Source organism: Actinophytocola sp. NPDC049390 (genome assembly GCF_044466355.1).
GTDB lineage: Bacteria > Actinomycetota > Actinomycetes > Mycobacteriales > Pseudonocardiaceae > Actinophytocola.
The window spans coordinates 179,692-203,293 of record NZ_JBITMQ010000001.1; the positions used below are offsets into that span (position 1 = coordinate 179,692).

The window sequence follows — 23,602 nt, forward strand, 5'->3', positions numbered from 1 at the left end:
ACCGGAAACGCCACAACCGCTGGAGGAGTGCCGTGATGGCAGCAAACACAGCCAAGGGATCGCCCCCACAGGTGGGGCTGACGGTGCTCGTCTCGAGCGTGGCGTCCGACGCGCACACCTGGAATCTCGTCTACCTCCAGCTGCTCCTGGAGGAGTTCGGCCACCGGGTGGTCAACCTCGGTGCCTGCGTCCCGGACGACCTGCTGGTCGCGGAGTGCCTGCGGGTGCGCCCGGACCTGGTCGTGCTCAGCACGGTGAACGGCCACGGCAGGCAGGACGGCCGCAGGGTGATCGGCCGCCTCCGCGCCTGCCCGGAACTGGTCGCGACGCCCGTGGTGATCGGCGGGAAGCTCGGCATCGACGGGCCGCGCGCGCAGGACCACCGGGCGGCGCTCCTCGACGCCGGGTTCGACGCGGTGTTCGAGGACGGGTCCGGCCCAGCCCAACTCCGCTCCTATGTGGACTCGGTCTTACCCGGACTGTCCGCGAGCGTGACCAGATGACCGGGTTCGACGGCTCCTTCGGCGCGTTCGTCGCGCGGGCGGGCGCGGCGGGCAGGCTGGTCGTGCAACCGAGAATGGGGATGAGCGACCCCCGCGCGATGCGGGCCGGCCTGGTCGCCACCCGCGACGCGGCGGCGACCACGGTCGGCACGATCACCCTGGACAGCTACACCCGCGTGGGCGACCACGCCGCGGCGGGCGCCGCGCTGCGCGACGGTCTGGGCCTCAACGGGTACCCCGTTGTCGCGCACGACCGCGCCACCACGGCGGGCGTGCTCGACGGCGTGCAGGACGCCCGGTTCCCGGTGCAGGTGCGTCACGGTTCGGCGGCGCCGCAGGACATCGTGGCCGCACTGGTCGCCGCCGGGCTGCACGCCACCGAGGGCGGCCCGGTGTCCTACTGCCTGCCCTACAGCAGGACCCCGCTGCGCGAGTCGGTGCTGAACTGGGCCGAGTGCTGCGCGCGGCTCGACGCCGTCCGCGAGCACGGCGTCGAACCGCACCTGGAGTCCTTCGGCGGCTGCATGATGGGCCAGCTGTGCCCGCCGAGCCTGCTGGTGGCGATCTCCGTGCTGGAGGGCCTGTTCTTCCGCAGGCACGGGCTGCGCAGCGTGTCGCTGAGCTACGCCCAGCAGACCAACCGGGAACAGGACGTGGAGGCGGTGCGTGCCCTGCGCACGCTGGCCGCCGAGCACCTGGGCGGGCTGGACTGGCACGTCGTGATCTACGCGTACATGGGTGTCTACCCGCGCACCCCGGACGGCGCGAACCTGTTGCTGGCACAGGCCGCGCGCCTGGCGGTGCGGTCCGGCGCGCAACGGCTGATCGTCAAGACCGTCGCCGAGGCACACCGGATCCCGACGATCGCCGAGAACGTGGCCGCGCTGGAACTGGCCGCCCGGGTCGCCGCCGACGAACGCGTCGCGGTGACCGGCACCGGAACTCGCCCGGGCCTGCCCGAGGACACCGGCATCCTCGCGGAGGCCCGGGCGCTCGTGGACGCCGTTCTCGACCTGTCGCCCGACATCGGCCGGGCACTGGTCCTGGCGTTCGAGCGCGGCTACCTGGACGTCCCGTACTGCCTGCACCCCGACAACCCTGGCCTGGCCCGCAGCCGACTCGACGACGACGGGCGCCTGCACTGGTCGCGGACCGGCTCGCTGCCGCTCCCCGGGACCGCGCGCCCTGGGCCGGCGCCCGGACCGACCGCGGCCGGACTGCTCCGCTCACTGTCCTATGTGGAACGCCGCTACGACCACGCCGCACTCGAACGCCTGGCGCCCGCACCACCCGCGGTCGCCGCCACCGGTCTGATTGGAGACGAACCCGTGAACACCGGCATCGACGCCGCGCTGCCGCCCGGGCCGCGCGAGCACCTGGCCTCACCCGTCACCCGGGCAGTGCTGACCATCCAGCACCGGATGCTCGACGCCGTGCGGGAGTACCTGCGCGGCGAGGGTTTCACCGAGCTGCTGCCGCCGGTCATCGGCCCCGTCACCGATCCCGGCGCGCGCGGCGCCAAGCAGGTCGACGTCGACTACTACGGCCACCGCTACAAACTGATGACCAGCGCGATCCTCTACAAGCAGGCCTCGCTCACCGCGTTCGACAGGATCTTCTGCATCGCGCCGAACGTGCGGCTCGAGCCGCTGGAGACGTCGTCGACGAGCCGCCACCTCGCCGAGTTCCACCAGATCGACGTCGAGGTGGCGGGCGCGACGCGTGAGCAGATCATGGCGGTCGCCGAGGGCCTGGTCAGCCACGTGGTGCGGCGGGTGGTGACCGACCTGCCCGCCGAGCTGGAGGCGCTCGGCCGGGACACCAGCGCGTTCGCCGACCTGCTCGACGGCGGGTTCGAGCGGCGCCCGCACGCCGCCGCGGTCGCCGACCTGCACGGGATGGGGCACGACCAGAACCCCGACGCCGAGATCGACTGGGTGGGCGAGGCGATGCTGTCCCGCAAGTCCAGCAGGCCGTTCTTCATCACCGACTACCCCAAGGGCTCGCGCGGGTTCTACGACCGCGAGAACACCGAGCGGCCCGGTTACCTGCGCAACTTCGACCTGATAGCCGCCGAGGGCTACGGCGAGCTGTGCAGTGGCAGCGAGCGGGAGAACGACTACGCCACCATCGTCACCCGGATGCGCGAGACGGGGGAGAACCCGGCCAAGTACGGCTGGTACCTGGAGATGGTGCGTGACGGCGTGCCCGCCAGCGCCGGGTTCGGCATCGGCCTGGAGCGGTTCACCCGGTACGTCGCCGGCCTGGACCACGTGTGGCAGGCCAGTGCCTACCCGAAGGTCCCCGGCGTGGTGGCGCCGTGAACGCGCTGGCGGCGGACACCTTCCCGGAGGAGATGGTTCGCGAGCGGGCCCGCGCGGGCACGGCCGCCGCGTTCCCGCCGGAAAGCGCCTACGGGCGCACCCTGTTCGGTGCGGATCGTCCACAGGAGACGGACGAGCTGGCGGCCGCGCGGCTGGTGCCGCCGGTGTTCGTGCCGCGGCGGCTGGAGAAGCTGATCGAGCTGGCACGCGAACCGGGGTACCGCGACGTCGAGCTGGACACCGTGATCGGCGGGTTCCGCTCGCCGCTGCCGGTGTACCTGTCGGCGTTCGGGTCCACGCGGGTGGCCAGCGTGGACCTCGGCGTGGCGGCCAGCGCGCAGGCCGGTCGCCTCGGCATCCCGATGGTCGTCGGGGAGAACGTGGTGCCGGTCGACGGGTACGGCCGCGGCGGGGACGCGGGTGCGCGGTCGCTGCTCGGCCGGATCACCGCCTACGCCGGCGCGCTCCCCGACGGGCTCGGCGGGCTGGTGGTGCAGCAGAGCACCGAGGACGCTGACGCGGAGGTGTGGAACCTCGTCTACAGCGACCCGTCGGCGCGGCCCCTGCTGGAGTCGGGACGTCTGGGCTTCGAACTGAAGGTGGGGCAGGGCGCCAAGCCGGGCCTCGGCGGGATGACCGTCCTCGACGCGGCGGCCGCCGCGCGGCTTTCCGAAGCGTTCGCCCTGGACGCGGTGTTCGGGCCCGGATCGGACCGGCGGCTGCGGTGCGCGAGCCCCGGCACCTTCACCGATGAGGTGCTGCGCCAGCAGATCCGGTTGATGCGCAACAACTTCCCGCGCGCGCGGGTGTGGGTGAAGCTGCCGCCCGGCCGCGACGTGGGCTTGGCCGCGTCGGTGGCCTGGGAGGCGGGCGCGGACGCGGTCACCGTCGACGGCGCCGAGGGCGGGACGGGCTTCGCACCGGTGTCCTTCCTGGACCACGTCGGCCTGCCGCTGGCGGAGTGCCTGCGCCGAGTCGGCGCGCCCGGCGGGTGCCTGCTGGCGTCCGGGCGGATGTGGGAGGGCACGCGCGCGGTCAAGTGCCTCGCGCTCGGTGCCCGCGCGGTCGGGCTCGGCCGCGCGGCCCTGCTCGCCGCCGACACCGACGCCGAGGAGGGGCTGGTGAACCTGGTCGCCTGTCTCGCCCTGGAGATGCGGCTGCTGATCAGCGCGCTGGGCAAGTACAGCCCCGCCGACCTCGGCGCCGACGACGTGTGGTGGTCGGCCGCACAGGCGCGCGAGCCGGTCGCCGAACCGATGGGAGGCGTGCGCGGATGACCGCCGTCCACACAGGACCTGAGATGGCGACGCGCCTGATGGCCAACCGGGAGTTCCGGTTGCTGTGGGCGGGCGAGGCGACGAGCAAGGTGGGCAGCGCCATCACGGGCGTCGCGTTCCCGCTGGTCGCCGTCGTCACCCTGCAGGCGGGCACGGTCACCATGGGCGTGCTCAACGCCATGGCCTGGCTGCCGTGGCTGCTGCTCGGCCTGCCCGCCGGAGCGTGGATCGACCGCCGCTCGCGGCGCACCACCATGCTCACCTCCGACGTGGTGTCGATCGTGGCGCTGCTCAGCGTGCCGCTCGCGGCGCTCTTCGGGGTGCTCACCATCGCCCATCTGGTCGTCGTCGCCTTCGTCGCGGGCGCGGCCTCGATGTTCTTCAGCACCGCCTACCAGGCGTTCCTGCCCTCGGTGGTCGAGAAGAAGCACCTCACCGAGGCGAACGCGAAACTGCAGGGCACCGACCAGGTCGCCAACCTCGGCGGGCCGGGCCTCGGCGGCCTGATCACCCAGTGGGTCGGCGCCGTCGCCGGGCTGGTCGTCGACGTCGTCACCTTCGCGGTGTCGGCGCTGTGCCTGAGCCGGATGAACGTGGCGGAGAAGGTCGAGCGGAAGCGGCGCGACACCACGCTGCGGCGCGAGATCGGCGACGGCCTGCGGTTCGTGTTCCGCGACCGCTACCTGCGGGTGCTCACCCTGAGCGCCGCCGTCGACAACCTCACCCTCAACGCGATGTACGCGCTGACCGTGTTCTTCCTGGTCCGCACGGTCGGGGCGGAGCCGGGAGTGATCGGCTTCCTGTTCGCGGCGGACTTCGTCGGCGGGTTGATCGGCGCGATGATCGCCCGCAGGGTGGGGGAGCGGTTCGGCACCGCGCGCACCCTGCTGGGGTTCTCCATCGGGTGCGCACCGTTCGGGCTGCTGATCCCGCTCACCCAGGACGGGCTCGGACTCGGCTTCTTCGTGGCCGGTCTGCTGGTGCCCTCCATCGGCATGGTCGTCGGCAACGTCATGTCCACCGGGTTCCGGCAGGCCTACTGCCCGCCGGAGCTGCTCGGCCGGATGTACGCCAGCTCGCGGTTCATCCAGTTCGGGGTGAACCCGCTCGGTGCCGTGCTCGGCGGCGTGCTCGGCGCGGCCGTCGGTGTCCGCGAGGCGCTGTGGATCGTGCTGGTCGCAGCGGTGCTCGGCCGGTTCGTCCGGCTGATCGGCCCCATCAAGTCCCACCGTGACCTACCGACCGAACCGCCCGCGCACCTGCGGCCGGCCACCACAGAGGAGACATCGTGACCAACCCGTTCGACAACCCCGACGGCGTGTTCCTCGTGCTCGTCAACGCCGAGAACCAGCACTCGCTGTGGCCGGAGCACATCGCCGTGCCCGCGGGCTGGACCACCGCGTTCGGCCCGGACAGCCGGCAGGCCTGCCTCGACCACGTCGAAGCCAACTGGACCGACCTGCGGCCGGCGAGCCTCGCTCGCGGCTGACGGTCCACACGCGAATCGAAAGGTGCGGTTGACGGTGACCCAGTCGCAGCAGCCGGTGCGCAAGCTCGCCGACCCGTGGGCGGGCCCGGCACGCACGTGCCTGCACCACATGGTCGAGGGCCACGCCCGGCTCTCGCCCGACGCCATCGCCGTGGTGTTCGGGGACGACCGGTCGACCTACGGCGAACTGGACCTGCGTGCCTCGGTCCTGGCCGGTGCGCTCGTCACGGCGGGCGTCGGCCGGGGTGACGTCGTCGGGGTGCACCTCGACCGCGGCATCGACATGGTGGTGGCGGTGCTCGCCGTGCTCAAGGCGGGCGCCGCGTACACCATGCTCGACACGGCGTTCCCCCCGGCGCGGCTGTGGGAGGCGCTCACCCAGACCGGCGCGTCGGTGGTGGTCACGGAGGACGGGTCACTGTTCCCCGGCATGACCGTCGTGCCGGGGACCACCGAGGGCCCGGTTCTCCCGTCGGTGCCGGTGCACCCGGGCGACCCGGCGTGCGTGATGTTCACGTCGGGCTCGTCGGGGCGGCCCAAGGGGATCGTCACGCCACACGGCGCCATCGTCGACACCCTGCTCGGACAGTCCTATGCGGACTTCACCCCGGCGGAGGTCTGGCTGCAGTGCGCCCCGGTGTCGTGGGACGGCTTCGCGCTGGAGCTGTTCGGCGCGCTCCTGTCCGGTGCGGCCTGCGTCCTGCACCCGGGTGGCAGCCCGTCGCCGGAGGTGATCGCCGGCCTGCTGGTCACGCACGGGGTCACCACGATGTACGCGTCGGCGAGCCTGCTCAACTACCTGGTCGACGAGCACCCGTCGGCCTTCGCCGCGGTACGCCAGGTGCTGACCGGCGGCGAGGCGGCGTCGGCCGTGCACGTCGAGCGGTTGCTGCGGCTGCGCCCGGAGCTGCGGCTGGTCAACGGCTACGGCCCGGCGGAGACCACGATCTTCCTGTCGGCGCACACCGTGACCCCCGCCGACTTCGGCCTGCCCACGATCCCGGTCGGCCGGGTGCTGGCCGGCAAACGCGCCTACGTGCTCGACGCCGCCATGAACCCGGCGACCAGCGGCGAGTTGTACATGGCCGGTGCCGGCCTCGCGCACGGCTATGCCGGCCAGCCGGCGTTGTCCGCGGAACGGTTCGTGGCCGACGTCTTCGCACCCGGTGAGCGGATGTACCGCACCGGCGACGTCGTGCGGTGGCGCGCGGACGGGGCACTGGAGTTCCTCGGCCGCGCCGACGACCAGGTCAAGATCCGCGGCTTCCGGGTCGAACCGGCCGAGGTGCGGACGGCGCTGCTGCGCCATCCCGGGGTGCGGCAGGCCGCGGTGGTGGTCCGCGAGGACACACCGGGCGCCAAGCGCCTGGTCGCGTATGTGGTGGGCGAGGTGGACGGCCTGCGGGCGCACGCGCGCGGCCTGTTGCCCGACCACATGGTGCCGTCGGCCTTCGTGGGGCTGGAGGCGCTGCCGGTCACCCCGAACGGCAAGCTCGACAAGGCGGCGCTGCCCGCGCCCCGGGCGACCGGGGTGGCGCCGCGCACCCCGCGCGAGGCGGCGCTGTGCGAGCTGTTCGCCGACGTGCTCGGCACGGGTCCGGTCGGCGTCGACGACGACTTCTTCGCGCTCGGCGGCCACTCGCTGCTTGCCGCCCGGCTGATCGGCAAGGTCCGCGCGCGGCTGGGGCTGGAGCTGGACCTGCGGACGCTGTTCGACCGGCCGACCGTGGCCGAGCTGGCGCCGGGGCTGGTGACCGGGTCGGCGCGGCCGCCGCTGACCGTCCGCCCGCGCCCGGAGCACGTGCCGCTGTCGCACGCCCAGCACCGGTTGTGGTTCGTCGACCACCTGGAGAGCGGGCGCGCCAAGCACAACATCGCCCGGCTGGTGCGCTTCGCCGGCCCGGCGGACCCCGCCGCGCTGCGGGCCGCCGCGATGGACCTGACTCACCGGCACGAGCCGCTGCGCACGATCTTCCCCTCGGTGGCCGGCGAGCCGGTGCAGCAGGTCGTGGACCGCGACCTCGCCCGCCCGCCGGTACGCGTGGCCGCGGCACCGGATCTCGGCGCCGCGGTCCGCGCGGAGGTCGAACGGGTCTTCGACCTCGAACGGGAGCTGCCGCTGCGGCTGCGCGTGTTCGACGCCGACGGCGATCACCTGGTGCTGCTCGTCGTGCACCACATCGCCTGTGACGGCTGGTCGATGCGCCCACTGCTGCGCGACCTCACCACCGCCTACGACGCGCGCAGGAACGGCACCGCGCCGGTGTGGCCGGACCTGCCCGTCAGCTACGTCGACTACGCCCTGTGGCACCGCCAGCTGCCGCACGAGTCCCAACTGGACTTCTGGCGAACCGAGCTCGACGGCCTGCCCGCCGAACTCGCGCTGCCGACCGACCGGCCGCGCCCCGCCACGCCGACGTTCCGCGGCGCCACCGTCGGCTTCCGGCTCGACGCCGAGGCGACCGCACGCGTCGCCGAACTCGCCAGGCAGACCAGGACGACGACGTTCATGGTGTTGCACGCGGCACTGGCCGCGCTGCTCACCAGGCTCGGCGCCGGCACGGACGTCCCGATCGGCTCGGTGGTCGCGGGCCGCACCGACGAGGCGCTGGCCGACCTGGTCGGGTTCTTCGTCAACACCGTCACCCTGCGCGTGGACACGGCGGGGGATCCGTCGCTGCGTGAGCTGCTCGGCCGGGTCCGCGAGACCGACCTGCGCGCCTTCGCACACCAGGACGTGCCGTTCGACCAGGTGGTCGAGGCGGTCAACCCACCCCGCGGCGCCCGGCACCCCCTGTTTCAGGTGATGCTGGTCCTGCAGAACAACGAGGACGACAGCGCCCCCATCCGTCCGGAGTGGACGAAGTTCGACCTGATGGTGGACGTCGCCGAGCGGGCGGACGGGATCGAGGGCGTACTGGAGTACGCGACCGACCTGTTCGACGCGGAGACCGTCGCCGCCACGGCCGGGCGGCTGGCCCGCCTGCTGACCGCCGACCCGGACACCCCGATCTCCGCGGTGGACCTGCTCACCGCGGAGGAACACGCGGTCATCCGTGCCGGTAACGAGACCTCGGCCGCCATCCCCGGCCGCACGCTGCACGACCTGTTCGCCGAGCGGGCCGCGGCGCACCCGGCCGCGATCGCGGTGGTCGACGCCGACGGCGCGATCACCTACGGCGAGCTGGACGCGCGCGCGGACCGGCTCGCGCACGCGCTGGACGTGCGGGGCCAGGTCGTCGGTGTGTGCATGAACCGGGGCATCGGCCAGGTGGTGGCACTGCTGGCCGTGCTGAAGGCGGGCGCGGCCTACACACTGCTCGACCCGGCCTTCCCGGACGCCCGGCTGAACGCGCTCGCGCTGCCGCTGGTGATCACCGACCGCGCGCTCGCGCCGCGGCTGACCGGCCCGGTGCTGTGCGCCGAGGACGCCGAGCCCCGGTACGAGCTGCCCGCGGCGACGGACCCGAGGGCGTGGGCGTGTGTCATGTTCACCTCCGGGTCGACCGGCGAGCCCAAGGGCGTCACCACGTCCCACCAGGCGCTGGTCGGCACCTACTTCGCCCAGCGCTACGCCACCTTCGGACCGGACGAGGTGTTCCTGCAGTGCGCCCCGGTGTCATGGGACGCGTTCGCCCTGGAGCTGTTCGGCGCGTTGCTGCACGGCGGCCTGTGCGTCCTGCACCCCGACGGGCTGCCGGACCCCGACCTGATCGCCGACCTGGTCGTCCGGCACGGGGTGACCACGCTGCAGGCCTCCGCGAGTCTGTTCAACCACCTCGCCGACCACCACCCGCACGCCTTCGCCGGGTTGCGGCAGGCGTTCACCGGCGGCGAGGCCGCCTCGCCCGCGCACGTGGTCGAGGCGCACCGCCGCAACCCCGGCACGCGGGTGGTGAACGGCTACGGCCCGGCCGAGAGCATGGGGTTCACCACGTGGCACGAGGTCGACGACACCACCGACCCGGCCGCGTCGTCCGTCCCCATCGGACTCCCGCTCGTCAACAAGCGGGTGCACGTGCTCGACGCGCGGCTCCGTCCGGCGCCGCCGGGCGTGGCAGGGGAGATCTACGTCGCAGGGATCGGCCTCGCCGACGGCTACCTCGGTCGTGCGGACCTGACCGCGGAGCGGTTCGTGGCCGACCCGTACGGGCGGCCCGGCACCCGGATGTACCGCACGGGCGACCTCGGCCGCCGTGACCGTGCGGGCGTGCTCGACCACCTCGGCCGCGTCGACGAGCAGGTCAAGATCCGCGGCTTCCGGGTCGAGCCGGCCGAGGTCGCCGCCGCGGTCACCCGGCACCCCGACGTCGCGCAGGTCGCGGTGCTGGCCGTGGACGACCGACTGGTCGCCTACGTGGTGGCCGCCCGCCCGGCCGCCGCCGCGGACCTGCGCCGCCACACCGCCGACAGGCTGCCCGCGCACATGGTGCCGGTCGTGGTCCTGCTCGACGAGCTGCCACGCACCCCGAACGGCAAGCTCGACCGGGCGGCGCTGCCCGCGCCCGGCCCCGTCGCCGACCCGGCCGGTCGCGCGCCGCGCGACCCGCGCGAGGAGATCCTCTGCGGCCTGTTCGCCGAGGTGCTCGGCATCGACGACGTGACGATCGACGACGACTTCTTCGCGCTGGGCGGGCACTCCCTGCTCGCGACCCGGGTGGTGAGCAGGGCACGCACCGCGCTCGGTGTGGAGCTCGCGATCGCCGAGCTGTTCGCCGCGCCGACCGTCGCCGGGCTCGCGGCCCGGCTCGACACCGCCGCGACGGCCCGCGCCGCGCTGGTCCGCACGCCCCGGCCCGCGCACGTCCCGCTGTCGTCCGCGCAGTACCGGCTCTGGTTCCTCCACCAGTCGAGCGAGGCGACCGAGACCTACAACGCGCCGCAGGCGCTGCACGTCGACGGGCCGCTCGACCTCGAGGCGCTCCGGGCGGCGGTGGCCGACCTCGCACACCGCCACGACGTGCTGCGCACCGTGTTCCCACTCGTCGACGGCACCCCGCACCAGGTGGTCGGTGACACCGTTCCCGAGGTCACCACCGTCGACTCCGCCGACGGTCTGGCCGCCGCGGCGCGGCACCGCTTCGACCTGGCGGCCGAGCCGCCGTTGCGGGTCGTGGTCCACCGCGCCGCGGCCGACCGGCACGTGGTCCTGCTCGTGCTGCACCACATCGCGTGCGACGGCTGGTCGATGCGCCCGCTGCTCGCCGACCTCGCCACCGCCTACAACGCGCGCCGCACCGGCACCACTCCACAGTGGACGGAACTGCCGGTCATGTACGCCGACTACGCGGTCTGGCACCGTGCGCTGCTGGGCGCCGAGGACGACCCGGACAGCCTCGCCGCGGCACAGCTGGCGTTCTGGCGGGCGGAGCTGGCCGGGCTGCCGACGGCGTTGCCCACCGAACGGCCGCGGCCCGCGGTGTTCGACCAGGCCGGTGTCACGGTCCCGTTCACCGTCCCGGCAGACGTGCACGCGAGGCTGCGCGCACTGACCCGCACCGACGAGGTGACGGTGTTCATGGTGCTGCAGGCGGCCCTGGCCGCGGTGCTGACCCGGCACGGCGCGGGCACCGACGTCCCGATCGGCACGCCGGTCGCCGGCCGGACCGACGACGCGCTGGACGACCTGGTCGGGTTCTTCGTCAACACGCTGGTGCTGCGCACCGACACCTCGGGCGACCCGACCTTCCGCGAGCTGCTCGCCAGGGTCCGCGAACGCGACCTCGCCGCGTTCGCCAACCAGGACGTGCCGTTCGAGCGGGTCGTGGACGCGATCGGCCCCGATCGTTCGCCCGCCTGGCACCCGCTGTTCCAGGTCATGCTCGTCCTGCAGAACAACGCGGCGACGGACCTGCGTCTCGGCGGCGCACCGGTCCGGGTGGCTCCGATCCGCACCGGCACCGCCAAGTTCGACCTCCTCGTCGAAGCCCACGAGTACGACGACGGCATCACCGGCGTGCTGGAGTTCCCCCGCGTCCTGTTCGACGAGGGTTCCGTCGAACGGCTCGGCGACCGGCTGGTGCGCCTGCTCGACCGGGTCACCGCGGCACCCGACACCCCGATCGGCGCCGTCGACCTCACCGACGACGCGGAGCGGCGGCTGTTCGCCGACTGGAACGACACCGCGGGCACCCCGGTGGACGCACCGGTGCACGAACTGTTCGCGCGGCAGGCCGCCCGGCGCCCGGACGCGCTCGCGGTGGTCGCCGGCCAGGACCGCGTCTCCTACGGCGAGCTGGACGCGCGGGCCAACCGCACGGCGCGCGTGCTGGTCGCCGAGGGCGTGGCCCCGGGCACGGTCGTCGGCGTGCACCTCGACCGCGGCGTGGACATGGTCGTCGCCGTCCTCGCGGTACTGAAGGCGGGCGCGGCCTACACGATGCTCGACCCGGCGTTCCCGCGGGCCAGGCTCGCCGCCGCCATGGCAGCGGCCGGGGTAGGGCTCGCCGTCACCGACACGGCCCTGTCCGGCGTCCGTGCCGTGCGGGTCGCGACCGACGGTGACGCGAGCCCGCCCGCCGTCGGTGGCTCGGCCGAGGACCTCGCGTGCGTGATGTTCACCTCCGGCTCGACCGGGCGGCCCAAGGGAATCCTCACCCCGCACCGGGCGCTGGCGGCCACCCTCACCGGACAGTCCTATGTGGACTTCGGAGACGACGAGGTGTGGCTGCAGTGCTCACCCGTCTCGTGGGACGCCTTCGCGCTGGAGCTGTTCGGCCCGCTGCTCTCCGGCGGGACGTGCGTGCTGCACCCGGGCGGCAGCCCGCGGCCGGACACGATCGCCGACCTGGTCGCCCGGCACGGCGTCACCACGCTGCACGTGTCGGCGAGCCTGCTCAACTACCTGGTCGACGAGCACCCGGAGACCTTCGACGGGGTCCGCCAGGTGATGACCGGCGGCGAGGCCGCCTCGGTCGCACACGTCAGCCGCCTGCTCGCCAGACGCCCGGACCTGCGGCTGGTCAACGGCTACGCCCCGGCCGAATGCACGATCTTCACCGTCACCCACCGGATGCGGCGGGCCGACGTCGACCGCGGCTCGATCCCGGTCGGCGGCCCGATCGCGGGCAAGGGCTGCCACGTCCTGGACGACCGGCTCGCGCTCGTGCCGATCGGTGTCCCCGGCGAGCTGTACATGTCCGGCACGGGCACCGCGCACGGCTACGCGGGGGAACCCGGCCTGACGGCCCAGCGGTTCGTGGCGAGCCCGTTCGGCGCGGGGGAGCGGCTGTACCGCACCGGCGACCTCGTGCGGTGGCGCGCCGACGGGGTGCTGGAGTACCTCGGCCGCGCCGACGACCAGGTCAAGATCCGCGGCTTCCGCGTCGAGCCCGCCGAGGTGGCCGCGGCGCTGCTGCGCCACCCCGGCGCACGGCAGGCGGCGGTCGTGGTCCGCGAGGACGTGCCGGGGGACAAGCGGCTCGTGGCCTACGTCGTCACCGACGGCGGGGTCACCCCGGCCGCGCTGCGCGACCACCTCCGCGACCTGGTGCCCGACCACCTGGTGCCGTCGGCGATCGTGCCGCTCGACGCGCTGCCGATCACCGGCAACGGCAAGCTCGACCGGGCCGCGCTGCCCGTACCGGAGGTGCGGGCGCTCACCCGGCAGCCGGGCACACCGGCCGAGGAGATCCTCTGCGGGTTGTTCGCCGACGTGCTCGGCCTGCCCGAGGTCGGCCCGGACGACGACTTCTTCGCCCTCGGCGGGCATTCGCTGCTCGCCGCCAAACTGCTCGGCCGCGTCCGGGCCGCGCTGTCGGCCGAGGTCGACCTCCGCACCCTGTTCCGGACCCCGACCCCGGCGGCCGTTGCCCGCGCCCTCACCACGACGACCCGCCCCGCGCTCCGGCGCGGCGACGGCGGTGACCAGAGCGGTGAGCCGCCGGTCTCCTTCGCCCAGCAGCGCATGTGGTTCCTCGGCGAGGTCGAGCGGGCCGCCGCCTACAACGTCCCACTGGCCTACCGCCTGCGTGGCGCGCTCGACGAGGCCGCGCTCTACCGGGCGGTGTCCGACCTGATGGCCCGCCACGACGTCCTGCGCACGGTGTACCCCACGACCGGCGGTCGGCCCCGGCCGCGGCTGGTGGACCCGCGCCCCGTGGTCGAGGTCTTCCGCAGCACGCCCGAGGAGTACCCGGCCGCGCGCGACCGCGCGATCGGGCACGTCTTCGACCTCGCCAACGAGGTCCCGCTGCGGGTGTCGGTGTTCGTGCTCGGCCCGGACGAGGCGGTGCTGCTGCTGGTGCTGCACCACATCGCGTGCGACGGCTGGTCCGTCGCGCCACTCGTCGGCGACCTCACCGAGGCCTACGCCGCCCGCCTGGCCGGCGCGAGTCCCGAGTGGACGGAGCTGCCGGTCCGCTACGCGGACTACGCGCGCTGGCAGCGGGAACTGCTCGGCACCGAGGACGACCCGACGGACGTCGCGACCGGTCAGCTGGAGTTCTGGCGGACCGAGCTCGCCGGGCTACCGGAGTCGCCGGTGGTGCCGACCGACCGTGCCCGCCCGGTGTCGGCCGCGCTCGACGGCGACGTCGTCGGGTTCGGCCTGCCAGAGGGTCTCGCCGCCCGGCTCGCCGAGGTGGCCCGCGCCCACCAGGTCACGGTGTTCATGGTCTGGCACGCGGTGCTCGCCGCGGTGCTGAACCGGATCGGCGCGGGCACCGACATCCCGGTCGGCACCCCGGTCGCCGGCCGGAGCGACCAGGCGCTCGACGACCTGGTCGGGTTCTTCGTCAACACCCTGGTGCTGCGCACCGACACCAGCGGCGACCCGACGTTCGCGCAGTTGCTGGCCAGGGTCCGCGAGCACGACCTGGCCGCGTTCGCCAACCAGGACGTGCCCTTCGAACGCGTGGTGGAGGCGGTCAACCCGGCGCGGTCGCTGTCGTGGCACCCGCTGTTCCAGGTGATGCTGGTCGTCGACGGCGACGAGACCGCCTGCCCGCGCCTGCCCGGGACCGACTGCGCCGTCGAGCCGATCGAGGTGCCGGTCGCGAAGTTCGACCTCACCCTGACCATCGACGGTGCGGGCGGCGCGCTTTGCTACGCCACGGGCCTGTTCGAGCGCGCCACCGCCGAGTCGCTCGTCGCGCGCATGGTGCGCCTGCTCGACGCCGTCCTCGCCGACCAGGACGTCCCGATCGGTGCGATCGACCTGCTCGACGACGCCGAGCGGCACCGGGTACTGGTTGAGTGGAACGACACCGCGGCCGACGCGCCGCTGCACCGGTGCGTGCACGAGCTGTTCGCCGAGCAGGCGGCGCGCACCCCTCAGGCCACCGCGCTGGTGCTCGGCGACGAGCGGTGGACCTACCGGGAGCTGGACGGGCGCGCCAACCGGCTCGCCCACCACCTCGTGGCGCTCGGCGTGCGGCCGGGGGTGGTCGTCGGCGTCCACCTCGACCGCGGGTTCGACATGGTCGCCGCGCTGCTCGCGGTCCTCAAGGCGGGTGCCGCGTACACGTTGCTCGACCCGGACTTCCCGGTGCCGCGGCTGCGGGCGGCCGTCGAGCAGACCGCCGCGCCCGTCGTGGTGACCACGGCCGACCGGGCCGGGCTGCTGCCCGGGGTGCGGACCGTGGTCGCGGCCGACGTGGCCGGGACGGCGGAGACCGCGCCCGCGGTGCCGGTCGGCCCGGACGCGCTGGCGTGCGTCATGTTCACCTCGGGCTCGACGGGCGGCCCCAAGGGCGTCGCAGCCCCGCACCGGGCACTGACCGGGACGTTCACCGGCCAGTCCTATGTGGACTTCGGGGCGGACGAGGTGTTCCTCCAGTGCGCGCCGGTGTCCTGGGACGCCTTCGCGCTCGAGCTGTTCGGCGCGCTGCTGTTCGGCGCGACCTGCGTGCTGCACCCCGGTCAGCGGCCGGAGCCCGCGTTGATCGCCGAGCTCACCGCCCGGCACGGGGTCACCATGCTCCAGATGTCGGCCAGTCTGTTCAACCACATGCTCGACGAGCACCCCGCGGTCTTCCGGGGGCTTCGCTGGGCGATTACCGCAGGGGAGTCCGCTTCCGTGACACACGTCGAAGAGGTGTCCAGGCGACACCCGCGTCTGGGAGTCGTGAACGGGTACGGTCCGGCCGAGAGCATGGGCCTCACCACGGCACACCGAGCCGGCGCCGGGGTGGCACCGCTGCCGTCGGTGCCGATCGGCGGACCCGTCGCCAACAAGCGCGCCTACGTGCTCGACGACGCGTTGCGGCTGGTCCCGCCGGGCGTGCCCGGTGAGCTGTACGTGGCGGGCGTCGGCCTCGCCAGGGGCTACGTCAACCGGCCCGCGCTGTCCGCCGAGCGGTTCGTCGCCAACCCCTACGGTGCGCCCGGCGAGCGGATGTACCGCACCGGCGACCTGGTGCGCTGGCGCGCCGACGGTGTGCTGGAGTTCCTCGGCCGCGCCGACGACCAGGTCAAGATCCGCGGTTTCCGGGTCGAGCCCGGCGAAGTGGCGACCGTGCTGTCCGCGCACCCCGCCGCGGCGCAGGTGGCGGCCATCGTCCGCGAGGACCGCCCCGGCGACAAGCGGCTCGTCGCCTACGTCGTGCCCGCCCGCGGCGCGAGCGACGTGCCCTCGGCGCTGCGCCGGTACGCCGAGGACCGGCTGCCGCAGTACCTGGTGCCGTCGTCCATCGTGGAGCTGACCGCTCTGCCGCTCACCCCCAACGGCAAGCTCGACCGGCGGGCCCTGCCCGCCCCCGACCTCGGCCCCGACCTCGCGGGCCGCGGCCCGCGCAACCCGCGCGAGGAGATCCTCTGCGGACTGTTCGCCGAACTGCTCGGCCTCCCCGAGGTCGGCATCGACGACGACTTCTTCCTGCTGGGCGGCCACTCCCTGCTGGCGACCCGGCTGATCAGCAGGGTGCGCACGGCACTCGGCGTCGAGGTGCCCATCCGGGGGCTGTTCCAGTGGCCGACGGTCGCGGGCATCAGCGAGCGGATCGCCGACACCGACACCGCCCGTCCGCCCCTGCGGCCCGCCGAACGTCCGGAGACCGTGCCGCTGTCGTTCGCCCAGCGGCGCCTGTGGTTCCTCGACCGGCTCGACGGCCCCAGCGCCACCTACAACGCGCCGCTGGCGCTGCGGCTGCGCGGGGACCTCGACCTCGCCGCGCTGACCGAGGCGCTCGGCGACGTCGTCGGCAGGCACGAGGCGCTGCGGACGGTGTTCCCGGTCGTCGACGGGCAGCCGCACCAGGTGCTCGTCGACACATGCGTCGAGCCGGCGGTGGTGAGCTGCGCGGAGGAGGACCTGGCCGGGGCACTCGCCGCCGCGGTCGCGCGGCCGCACGACCTGTCCCGCACCGACCGGCCACCGCTTTCCGCCACGGTGTTCGAGCTGGCCCCCGACGACCACGTGCTGCTGCTCCTGCTGCACCACATCGCGAGCGACGGCTGGTCGCTCGGCCCGCTGCTCACCGACCTGTCCACCGCCTACGCCGCCCGCCGGGACCGCACGAGTCCCGAGTGGACGGAGCTGCCGGTGCAGTACGCGGACTACACGCTGTGGCAGCACGAGCTGCTCGGCGACGAGACCGACCCGGAGAGCCTGGCCGCCCGCCAGGTGGCGTTCTGGCGTGAGACCCTCGCCGACCTGCCCGAGGAGCTCGCGCTGCCGACCGACCGGCCCCGCCCGGCCGTCGCGGGCAACCGGGGCGACGTCGTGTCCCTGCGCCTGGACGGCGAGCTGCGCGACCGCCTGGTCGAGCTGGCCCGCGCCAACCAGGTCACCCTCTTCATGACGTTGCAGGCCGCGCTCGCCGCGCTGCTCACCCGGCTCGGTGCGGGCGAGGACGTCCCGATCGGCTCACCGGTGGCCGGGCGGACCGACGAGGCGCTCGACGACCTGGTCGGGTTCTTCGTCAACACGCTGGTGCTGCGCACCGACACCTCCGGCGACCCGACGTTCCGCACGCTCCTCGCGCGGGTCCGGGAGGCCGACCTCGCCGCCTACGCCAACCAGGACGTGCCGTTCGAGCGGCTGGTCGAGGCGCTCAACCCGGAGCGGACGCTCGCGAGGCACCCACTGTTCCAGGTCAACATGGTGCTGCAGAACAACACCCGCGCCGAGGCGGACCTCGCCGGGCTGGCCGCCGAGGAGGTGCCGGTCGGGGCAGACGTCGCCAAGTTCGACCTGTCCGTCGCCTTCTCCGAGGACGACGCGGGGCTGACCGCGCACCTGGAGTACGCGGTCGACCTCTTCGACCGGTCCACAGTGGACGCCATGGCGCGCAGGCTCGGCCTGCTGCTGGCCGCCGTCGTCGCCGACCCGGACGCCCGCATCGGCAGGATCGACGTCATGGCGCCCGGCGAACGCGCCCGGGTGCTCACCGAGTGGAACGCCACCGCCACCGGACCGGTCGCGGAGGCTTGCGTCCACGAGGTGGTCGCCGGCCACGCCGCCGCCACCCCGGACGCCACGGCGCTCGTGTTCGCGGGCCACCGCGTCAGCTACGGCGACCTCGACACCGCGGCCAACCGGATGGCGCACCGGCTCATCTCCCTCGGCGTCGGCCGCGGCGCACTGGTGGGCATCCACCTCGACCGGGGACCGGACCTCGTCACCGCACTGCTCGCGGTGCTCAAGACGGGCGCGGGCTACACGCTGCTCGACACCGACTTCCCGACCCGGCGGCTCGCGGGCGTGCTCGCCGACGCCGCCTGCCGGCTGGTGATCACCACGGGGGACAACCCCTTCGACGTCCCCGCGCTCGACGCCGGCGAGGACCTGTCCGGCCAGCCCGCCACCGCCCCGGCAGGCGCCGCCCGCCCCGGTGACGTCGCGTGCGTCATGTTCACCTCGGGGTCGACCGGCAGGCCCAAGGGCATCGCCGCACCGCACCGCGGTCTGGTCAACACGTTCCTCGGCCAGTCCTATGTGGACTTCGGTCCGGACGAGGTGGTGCTCCAGTGCGCACCGGTGTCCTGGGACGGTTTCGCGCTCGAGCTGTTCGGCGCGCTGCTGTTCGGCGGCACCTGCGTGCTGCAGCCGGGGCAGAAGCCCGAACCGCACGTGATCGCCGAGCTGATCGCCGGGCACGGCGTCACCACGGCGCACCTGTCGGCGAGCCTGCTCAACCACCTGCTCGACGAGTACCCGGACCTGTTCGCCGGTGTGCGGCAGGTGATGACGGGCGGCGAGGCGGCGTCGGTCCCGCACGTCGCGGCCATGCTCGCCCGCTACCCGCAGATCCGTCTGGTCAACGGCTACTCGCCCGCCGAGAGCACGATCTTCACGCTGACCCACCGGGTCGTGCCCGCCGACACGGAACGGGCGTCCATCCCGGTCGGCAGGCCGCTGGCGCACAAACGGGTGCACGTGCTCGACCGCGGGCTGCGCCCGGTCCCGCCCGGGGTGGTCGGCGAGCTCTACATGTCCGGCATCGGCCTGGCCGACGGCTACGTCGGGCAGCCAGGGCTCACCGCGGAGCGCTTCGTCGCGAACCCGTTCGACCCCGGCACGCGCATGTACCGCACCGGCGACCTGGTGCGCTGGCGCGCCGACGGCGTCATGGAGTTCCTCGGCCGCGCCGACGACCAGGTCAAGATCCGCGGTTTCCGGGTCGAGCCGCGCGAGGTGGAGGCCGTGGTCGGCACCTACCCGTCGGTGGCCAGGACCGCGGTCGTGGTGCGTGACGTCGCGCCGGGGGACCGGCGGCTGGTCGCCTACGTCGTGCCGGCCCCCGGCACCGCGCTGAGCGTGCCGGACCTGCGCAGGCACGTGACCGACCGGCTGCCCGAGCACCTGGTGCCGTCGGCGTTCGTGCCGGTGGACGCGTTCCCGATCACCGCGAGCGGCAAGCTCGACCGTGACGCGCTGCCCGCCCCCGACTTCGCCGCGGCGGCGACCGGCCGGGCACCGCGCACCCCGCGCGAGGAGATCCTCTGCGGGCTGTTCGCGGACGTGCTCGGCCTGCCGGGTGTCGGCATCGACGACGGCTTCTTCGACCTCGGCGGCCACTCCCTCCTCGCCGCGAAGCTGATCAGCCGGGTGCGCACCGCGCTCGGTGCGGAGCTCGGCATCCGCACCCTGTTCCAGTCGCCGACCGTCGCGGGTCTCGCCGCGCGGCTGGACGACGAGCAGCGCGTCAGGACGCCGCTGCGTCCCATGCCGCGCCCCGAGCTGCTGCCGCTGTCCTCGGCCCAGCAGCGCCTGTGGTTCGTCGACCAGCTCGACGGCCCCAACCCCACCTACAACGCGCCGTTCGCGCTGCGGCTGCGTGGCGAGCTGGACCGGGCGGCGCTTACCGCGGCGGTCCGCGACGTGGTCGGCAGGCACGAGTCACTGCGCACGGTGTTCCCGGTCGTCGACGGCAGGCCCCACCAGCGGATCCGCACCGACGCGGACGTGCTCGTGGCGTTCGAGCCGTGCACGGAGGCTGAGCTGCCCGAGCGGCTCGACCGGGCGGCCCGCGTGGTGTTCGACCTCGCCGAGGACCTGCCGATCCGGGTGACCGTGTTCGAGACCGCACCGGACGAGGCGGTCATGGTGCTGGTGTTGCACCACATCGCGAGCGACGGCTGGTCCATGGGGCCGCTGCTGTCGGACCTGTCCACCGCCTACGCCGCCCGCGTGGCCGGGGCCGGTCCGGAGTGGACGGAGCTGCCGGTGCAGTACGCGGACTACACGCTGTGGCAGCAGGAGCTGCTCGGCGCCGAGGACGACCCGGACAGCCTCGTGTCCCGCCAGCTGAACTACTGGGCGAGCGCGCTCGCCGACCTGCCGGAGGAGCTCGCCCTGCCGACCGACCGGCCGCGGCCGCCGGTCGCCGGACACGACGGCGGGGTCGTGGACGTGCGGATCGACGCCGACCTGCACGCCCGGCTCGCCGACCTCGCGCGGGCACACCAGGTGACGCTGTTCATGGTCGTGCAGGCCGCGCTGGCCGCGCTGCTCACCCGGCACGGCGCGGGCACCGACATCCCGATCGGCTCACCGGTGGCCGGGCGGACCGACGAGGCGCTCGACGACCTGGTCGGGTTCTTCGTCAACACCCTGGTGCTGCGCACCGACACCGCGGGCGACCCGACCTTCACCGAGCTGCTCGGCAGGGTCCGCGAGCACGACCTGACCGCCTACGCCCACCAGGACGTGCCGTTCGAACGGCTGGTGGACCTGCTGCGGCCGGTCCGCTCGCCCGCACGGCACCCGCTGTTCCAGGTCAGCCTCGCCGTGCAGAACAACGCCCGGGGTGAGCTGAGCCTGCCGGGGCTCACCGTGCGCGGCGAGCAGGTGGGTACCGGCGCCGCCAAGTTCGACCTGACCCTCGCGCTCGGTGAGAACCACGACGAGACCGGGGCGCCCGCGGGCATCGACGGGGCGCTGGAGTACGCCTGCGACCTGTTCGACGCGGGCACCGTGCGTGCCATGGCCGACCGGCTGGTGCTGCTGCTGACCGCCGTCGCCGCCGACCCCGGCACGCGCATCGGCGAGGTCGAGCTGCTCACCGACGCCGAGCGGAACCGGCTGCTGGTGGAGTGGAACGACACGGCGGCGGACTGCCCGCTGGACCGGTGCGCGCACGAGCTGTTCGAGGAGCAGGTTCTGCGCACCCCCGACGCGGTGGCCGTGGTGTTCGGCACGCGCAGGCTGACCTACGCCGAGGTCAACACGCACGCGAACCGGCTGGCGCACCACCTCGCCGACGCCGGTGTCGGCCGGGGTGTCCTGACCGGTGTCTACCTGGAACGCAGCCCCGAGCTCGTGATCGCGCTGCTGGCGGTGCTCAAGGCGGGGGGCGGGTACACGTTGCTGGACCCGGACTTCCCGGCCGCCCGGCTGCGGGCCGCGCTCGCCGACACCGCGGCGCCGGTGGTGGTGACCCGGCACGGGCTCGTCGACCAGCTCGGCGCCGAGGACGTCGTGCACGTGCGGATCGACACCGACTCGGCCGTCATCGCCGCGTGCCCGGCGCACGACCCCGCGATCCCGGTCGACCCGCTGGACACCGCCTGCGTGATGTTCACGTCCGGGTCCAGCGGCAGGCCCAAGGGCGTCGCGGCACCGCACCAGGCGCTGGTCGGCACGTTCGTCGGCCAGTCCTATGTGGACTTCGGGGCGGACGAGGTGTTCCTGCAGTGCGCGCCGGTGTCCTGGGACGCCTTCGCGCTGGAGGTCTTCGGCGCGCTGCTGTTCGGCGGCTCCTGCGTGCTGCAGCCCGGCCAGAACCCGAGACCGGACGTGATCGCCGACCTGGTCGCCGAGCACGGCGTCACGATGCTGCAGATGTCGGCCAGCCTGTTCAACCACATGACCGACGAGCTGCCCGAGGTCTTCGACGGCCTCCGCTGGGCCATCACCGCCGGTGAGGCTGCCTCGCCGAACCACGTGGTGAAGGCGATGAGCTCCTACCCGGACCTGCGGGTCGCCAACGGGTACGGGCCCGCCGAGAGCATGGGCCTGACCACCGCCTACCAGGTGCCGCGCAGCTTCCTCGACCCCACGGTCCCGATCGGCGGTCCGGTGGCGAACAAGCGCTCCTACCTGCTCGACGCGAACCTCACCCCGGTCCCGCCCGGTGTCGTCGGCGAGCTGTACGTCGCGGGGGCCGGGCTGGCGCACGGCTACGTGGGCCAGGCGGGCGCCACCGCGGAGCGGTTCGTGCCCGACCCGTTCGGCGACCCCGGGCAGCGGATGTACCGCACCGGTGACCTCGCCCGCCTCCGCGACGGCGCGCTGGAGTTCGTGGACCGCGCCGACGACCAGCTCAAGGTGCGTGGCTTCCGGGTCGAGCGCGGCGAGGTGGAACAGGTGCTGCTGCGCCACCCCGCGGTGTCCAGGGCGGCCGTCGACGTCCGTGAGGACCGGCCCGGCGACGTCAGGCTCGTCGCCTACGTCGTCGCGTCCGGGGCGGGCACCGACGAGCTGCGGTCCTTCGTCGAGGAGACGCTGCCCGCCCACATGGTCCCGGTGGTGGTCGTGCTCGACGAGCTGCCGATGACGCGGAACGGCAAGCTCGACCGCGCGGCGCTGCCCGCCCCGGAGTACTCGAGCTCCGGCCGGGCGCCGCGCACCGAGCGGGAGGTCGTGCTGTGCGGGCTGTTCGCCGAGGTGCTCGGCCTGCCGTCGGTCACCGTCGACGACGACTTCTTCGCCCTCGGCGGGCACTCGCTGCTGGCGACCCGGCTCGCGGGCATGATCGAGCGCGACCTCGGGGTGCCGACGAGCATCCGCTCGCTGTTCGAAGCCGCCACCGTCGCCCGGCTCGCGCCGCGGCTGGGGGAGACGTCCGACCCGCTGGCACCGATGCTGCCGCTGCGCACCGACGGCACCGCGCCACCGCTGTTCTGCGTGCACCCGGCGGCCGGTTTCGGCTGGGTCTACTCCGGACTGCTGCGGCACGTGCCGGGCCCGATCCACGCCCTGCAGGCACGCGGCCTGTCCGGTGCGGCGGTGACCGATCCGGCCGAGATGGTCGACGACTACCTCCGGCTGATCCGCGAGGTCCAGCCCGAGGGCCCGTACCACCTGCTCGGCTGGTCGTTCGGCGGCGGTGTCGCGCACGCCGTCGCCACCCGCCTGCGCGCGGACGGCGAGGAGGTGGCCCTGCTCGCGGTGCTCGACGCCTACCCGTTCGCCGAGAACCCGGCCGCCGAGGCCATGTCGCCGGACGACCCGGCGACCGTGGCGGCGGTGCTCGCGTCGCTCGGCCGCGAGGTCCCCGGCGAACCGGTGACGGCGGAGGCACTGCCCGCCCTGCTGGGGCTGGACGGTGGCCCGCTGTCGCACACCGCCGCGGCCGAGGCGGTGGTGGCGGTGTTCGCCGCCGCCGTGACCATCACCCGCACCACGACGTCCGGCGTCTTCGACGGCGACCTGCTGTTCTTCTCCGCCACCGACGGCACCGGCTCACCCGATCCCGGCCTGTGGCGGCCGCACGTGACCGGGGACCTGACCGTCGTCCCGGTGGCCGCCACCCACGGCACCATGACCGGCCCCGACGCCATGGCGCGGATCGGTCCCCTCCTGGCCGAACGACTCGCCCGCTGACCCGACCACCACAGGAGAGC

General features: G+C 74.0%; 6 protein-coding genes. All 6 read left to right on the forward strand.

From position 1 onward, the window contains the following. Positions 1-35: 35 nt before the first annotated feature. The 6 genes from ACIBVP_RS00730 to ACIBVP_RS00755 are packed head-to-tail and all read left to right on the forward strand — an operon-like array spanning position 36 to position 23,582. Positions 36-503 (forward strand): cobalamin B12-binding domain-containing protein, encoded by a 468-nt coding sequence (locus ACIBVP_RS00730; protein ID WP_396103827.1) that lies wholly within the window; start codon positions 36-38, stop codon positions 501-503. Next, positions 500-2,827: an amino acid--tRNA ligase-related protein gene (locus tag ACIBVP_RS00735; RefSeq protein WP_396103828.1), complete on the forward strand. Its 2,328-nt coding sequence runs from the start codon at positions 500-502 to the stop codon at positions 2,825-2,827. The genes ACIBVP_RS00730 and ACIBVP_RS00735 overlap by 4 nt, the downstream gene beginning before the upstream one ends. Next, positions 2,824-4,104 carry a glutamate synthase-related protein gene (locus ACIBVP_RS00740; RefSeq protein ID WP_396103829.1) on the forward strand — a complete coding sequence of 427 codons (1,281 nt, stop codon included), beginning with the start codon at positions 2,824-2,826 and terminating at the stop codon, positions 4,102-4,104. The genes ACIBVP_RS00735 and ACIBVP_RS00740 overlap by 4 nt, the downstream gene beginning before the upstream one ends. A gap of 23 nt (positions 4,105-4,127) precedes the next feature. Beyond that, positions 4,128-5,396 carry an MFS transporter gene (locus ACIBVP_RS00745; RefSeq protein WP_396103830.1) on the forward strand — a complete coding sequence of 423 codons (1,269 nt, stop codon included), beginning with the start codon at positions 4,128-4,130 and terminating at the stop codon, positions 5,394-5,396. Beyond that, positions 5,393-5,593 (forward strand): MbtH family protein, encoded by a 201-nt coding sequence (locus ACIBVP_RS00750; RefSeq protein WP_396103831.1) that lies wholly within the window; start codon positions 5,393-5,395, stop codon positions 5,591-5,593. Before ACIBVP_RS00745 ends, ACIBVP_RS00750 begins: the two co-directional genes overlap by 4 nt. A gap of 22 nt (positions 5,594-5,615) precedes the next feature. After that, complete coding sequence (locus ACIBVP_RS00755) at positions 5,616-23,582, forward strand: non-ribosomal peptide synthase/polyketide synthase (RefSeq protein WP_396103832.1); 17,967 nt, start codon at positions 5,616-5,618, stop codon at positions 23,580-23,582. Positions 23,583-23,602 lie beyond the last annotated feature (20 nt).